Raw genomic sequence first — 4,224 nt, forward strand, 5'->3', positions numbered from 1 at the left:
AGCGTGGCCGCGGCGGTCCCGTCGAGGCCGGGCTGGACGAGGAGCAGCCGCGGCGCGGCCGAGCGGGGCACGGCGGCCAGCCGCTCGGGCGGGTCCCCCGCGGGCAGGCCGACGTGGACCAGCCCGGCCCGGGAGCAGGCGAGCGCGGCCACCGCCTGCTCCAGGCCGTTGCGGGCCAGCACCGCCACCCGCTCGCCCGGGGCGACCTGCGCGAGCAGCCGGGTGGCGGCCTCCTCCACGAGGTCTCGCAGCCCGGCATGGGTCACCTCGGCGCCCAGGACGGGGTCGACCAGGGCCGGGCGGCCGCCGTGCCGTGCCGCGCTGTCGGCGAGCAGCCGGGCGAACGGGCGCAGCGGCACGTCGGGCACGTCCACGGGCGCGTTCCCGGACGCGGTCCCGCTCGCGGGCGCGTTCACCGGCCCGTGCCCGTGCGGACCGCCCGCAGCCGGCGCAGCGGGTACCGCAGCAGGAAGTCCGGCTCGCGGGAGCGGTCGGTGAGCCAGCCGCGTGCGGGCTCGGGGCCCGGGCCCCCGTCGCGGACGTAGAACGAGCCGACGACGAGGTCGACGTCCTCCGGCGGCACGTGCCGGTCGAAGACGGCGACCTCGTCGTCCTCCAGCGTGAACCCCGCCCGGTCGAGCTCCTGCGCGACGACGGCGGGCGGGAGCGGCTGGCGGTAGCCGTGCCCGTCCTCGCCGAGCAGCCGCAGCAGCGTGCCGTAGCCGGTGCCGGCCGCGTCCTCCCGGGTCGGGACCATGGCGTGCAGCCGCCCGCCGTCCGGGAGCAGGGCCGCGGCGCGGCGCAGGAAGGCCTCGAGCGGCAGCAGCATGAGGGCCATCGCCACGGTGACCGCGGCGGGCCGACCGGCGCCACGGTCGAGGGTCCCGGCCCCGCTGTCGGCCGGGGGCCGCGCCGTCAGGGCGGAGGTCATCGCGTCGCCCCGCACCACGCGCGCGCCCGGCCGGCGCAGGGCGGCCTGCGCGAGCTCCGCCCGGGACAGGTCGACGCCGGTGTACCGGTCGTGGCCCACGACGTCGGCGACCGGGGCGCTGCCGCAGCACACGTCGAGGACCGGGCCCGTCGCCGGCAGGCCCTCGGCGAGCCACGCGTAGGGCTGCAGGCCGCGGGGCCCGCGCATCGGCAGCAGCAGGTCCTCGGTCACCGCCGGGTGGGCCGCGTGGTACGCCTCGAGGAAGGCCGACCAACCCGGCGCCCCCACGGGGGGCACGCTCACGCGGTGAGCACCGCGTCGAGGACCTCGGCCCGCAGCCGGGCGAACGCCGGGTCCCCCAGGGTGTGCCGACCGCGCGCGGCCCCGAACGGCAGCACGCGCTCGGAGACGATGCGGGCTGGCCGGGCGCTGATGAGGCCGAGCCGGTCGCCCAGCAGGAGCGCCTCCTCGACGTCGTGGGTGACGAGCACGGTGGTGGTGGGGCGCTCGGTGAGCAGGCTGCGCAACCACTCGTGCATCCGCAGCCGGGTCTGCGCGTCCAGGGCGCCGAACGGCTCGTCGAGCAGCAGGACCGGCGGACGGTTGGCGAGAACCTGGGCGATGGCCGCCCGCTGCCGCATGCCGCCGGACAGCTGGCGAGGCAGCGCGTCGGCGAAGTCGGACAGGCCCGTGACGGCCAGCAGGTCCGCCACGGTGCCGCGGACGTCGGACGCCCCCGCCTGCCGGGGGCCGAAGGCGATGTTGTCGCGCACGCTCAGCCAGGGGAACAGGGTCCCGGCCTGGGCGACCATGCCGCGCGACGGGGACGGGCCGCGCACCTCCTCCCCGTCCAGCGTGAGCGCGCCGGTGTCCGGGGTCTCGAAGCCGGCGAGCGTGCGCAGCAGCGTCGACTTGCCGCACCCGGACGGGCCGAGCAGGGCCAGGGTCTCCCCGGCGGACACCTGCAGGTCGACGCCGTCGAGGACCAGCAGGTCGCCGAAGGACAACCGGAGGCCGTGCGCGGTCAGGGTGCTCACGTGTCGGCCCAGCGGGTCCAGCGCCGGGTGGCCAGGCGGAGCAGCCGGTCGGCGAGGAGGCCGACGACCGCGAACACGAGGATCCCGACCACGACCTGGTCGGTCGCGTTGCGCTCGCGGGAGGCGTTCATCATCGCTCCGACGCCCCACGTGATCCCGGCGAGCTCGCCCACCACCACGCAGGTCCAGGCCAGCGTCAGCGACAGGCGCAGCCCGGTGACGATCTCCGGCAGGGCGCTGGGCAGGTAGACCCGCTGCCACATCTGGCCCCGGGGGGTGCCGAGCATGCGGGCGGTCTCGATGTGCTGGCGAGGGACCCGGGCGACGCCGTCGGCCGTGGAGACCAGGACGGGCCAGAGCGCCCCGACGAAGACGAGGACCCGGGCTGCCGGCTCCCCCAGGCCGAACTGGATGATGACCAGGGGCAGCCAGGCGAACAGCGGGACCGCGCGAAGCGCGTTGAGCAGCGGGTCGGTGACGTCGGCGAACCAGCGGGACAGGCCGAGCCCCAGGCCGAGCAGGAGCCCGACGACGACAGCCGCCGCCCACGCCACGGCCGTCCGCTCCAGGCTGGCCCCCAGGTGCTGCCAGCCGGCCCCGAGGAAGGGGATGACGCCGGTGAGCGTGGGGGACGAGGGCGTGAGGAAGAACTCCTGGAGCGCGACGAGGACGTCGACCGGGGCCGGCAGGCGGTTGCGGTCGCGCAGCTCCAGCAGCACCGCGACCTGCCAGACCACGAGCAGGGCCAGGGGCAGCAGCGCCCCGAGCCACCGCCGTCCGCGGCGGCGGCGGGCACGGGGCAGGGTCGTCAGGCCCCCGCCGGCCACCGCCTCCAGGCGGGCGGTGCCGGCCAGACCGGTCGCCTCCTGCTCCGCCGCGACGTCAGCCACGACGGCCTCAGACGTCCCAGTACTCGCGGGCGTACAGCGCCTCGTAGTCCGGCTCGGCGGGCAGCTCGCCCGTCTCGACCAGCGCCTTGCCGACCGCCTCGAACTGCGACTCGCGGGTCTCGTCGAACTGCCACTGCGCCCCGACCGTGCCGAGGACCTCCTCGTACACCGCCTCGTCGAAGCCGAAGCTGTCGACCAGCAGGGAGCGCCACACCTCGGGGTCGTTCTCGCCGCCCGGCGTCATGAACTCCGCCGCGCGCTTCTGCAGCTGCGTGACGAGGGTGACGACCTCAGGGTCCTCGAGGATCGCCGAGGAGGCCCACAGGGCGGTGTTGAGGTCGCCGAGCGCGGTGTCGTAGACGCCCTCGAGCCGGACGCCGGTGCCGTCGACGACGGCCTGGCTGCACGGGGGTTCGCTGCCCATGAAGGCGTCGACCTGGCCGGAGGCGAGCGCGGCGACGTGGTCGGCGTAGCCCAGCGGCACGCCCTCGACGTCGGTACCGAGCACCAGCCCGGCCTCCTCCAGCAGCAGGTCCAGGACGAGCACCTGCGCGCCGGGCGGCGGCACGGCGATCTTCTTGCCGGCCAGGTCCTCGACGCTCTCGACGACCCCGGCGCGGCCGACGAGCCCGAAGCCCTGCCGGGCGACCATGGCGACGACCTTGCTCGTGATGCCGCCCGTGGGCTGCGTGAGCATGGGGACGTACGGGGACATGAGGCCGAAGTCCAGGGTGCCGCCCTCGAGGCCCGCGATGATGTCCGCGGTGTTGGTCACGGGGGTGACCTCGACCGTCACGCCCTCCGGGGCGAACTGCTGCCAGAACAGCATCGAGCTGGCGTGGTTGTTGGCGTAGACGCAGGTGCGCACCGTCACCTCGCGGCCACCCTCCAGCGGGGCGACCGCGGCGTCCTCCTCGCTGGGGGTGGCGCTGGCGCCCGCCGGGGCGGAGCCGGCCGGGGCCGCCTCGTCCTGGCCGCAGGCGGCGAGCGCAAGGCCGGCGGCACCGGCGCCGAGCACGCCCCGTCGGGTGAGCGCGGCGGCGGGGCGGGGGGTGAGGCGCGTCATCGTGGTCCTTCACGGTCGGTGATTGCACGGGTGCGCCCAGTCGGCCCCCCCGAGTGTGAGGATCGTGGCATGAGCGTCGACTCCCCTGGGATACGTCGGGGCGAGCCTCCCGGATCGGCGTCCGGTCGCAACCCGGCGTACCCTGCGCCGGCCCACGTCGCCGGGGTGCCGGGCGGGGCCGACGACCTCGCGGACGTCGTCGTCGTGGGCGGCGGGGCCGCGGGGCTGTCCGCCGCCTCGGCCCTGCGCGCGGCGGGGGCCGCGGTGACGCTGGTGAGCGAGGGCCCGCTGGGCGGGGAC

General features: G+C 76.7%; 6 protein-coding genes. 1 reads left to right on the top strand and 5 read right to left on the bottom strand.

The window, feature by feature from the left end:
• The 5 genes from WCS02_RS18140 to WCS02_RS18160 all read right to left on the bottom strand — a co-directional run.
• The coding region (locus tag WCS02_RS18140; protein WP_340295693.1) for an AMP-binding protein at positions 1–374 on the bottom strand (374 nt) is incomplete at its 3' end.
• A 38-nt stretch (positions 375–412) separates the two neighbouring features.
• Positions 413–1,234, bottom strand: coding sequence for a class I SAM-dependent methyltransferase (locus WCS02_RS18145; protein ID WP_340295694.1), 822 nt, complete (start codon positions 1,232–1,234; stop codon positions 413–415).
• Positions 1,231–1,968 (bottom strand): ABC transporter ATP-binding protein, encoded by a 738-nt coding sequence (locus tag WCS02_RS18150; RefSeq protein ID WP_340295695.1) that lies wholly within the window; start codon positions 1,966–1,968, stop codon positions 1,231–1,233. Before WCS02_RS18150 ends, WCS02_RS18145 begins: the two co-directional genes overlap by 4 nt.
• Positions 1,965–2,858 (bottom strand): ABC transporter permease, encoded by an 894-nt coding sequence (locus WCS02_RS18155; RefSeq protein ID WP_340295696.1) that lies wholly within the window; start codon positions 2,856–2,858, stop codon positions 1,965–1,967. Before WCS02_RS18155 ends, WCS02_RS18150 begins: the two co-directional genes overlap by 4 nt.
• A gap of 7 nt (positions 2,859–2,865) precedes the next feature.
• Entirely contained in the window at positions 2,866–3,924 is a 1,059-nt protein-coding gene (locus WCS02_RS18160; RefSeq protein WP_340295697.1) for an ABC transporter substrate-binding protein, read from the bottom strand.
• 69 nt (positions 3,925–3,993) lie between these two features.
• On the opposite strand from WCS02_RS18160, the gene WCS02_RS18165 reads away from it, so the two are divergent.
• Positions 3,994–4,224 (top strand): FAD-binding protein (locus tag WCS02_RS18165; RefSeq protein WP_340295698.1); only part of this gene is annotated, 231 nt, incomplete at its 3' end.

It is taken from the genome of Aquipuribacter hungaricus, assembly GCF_037860755.1.
Taxonomy (GTDB): domain Bacteria; phylum Actinomycetota; class Actinomycetes; order Actinomycetales; family JBBAYJ01; genus Aquipuribacter; species Aquipuribacter hungaricus.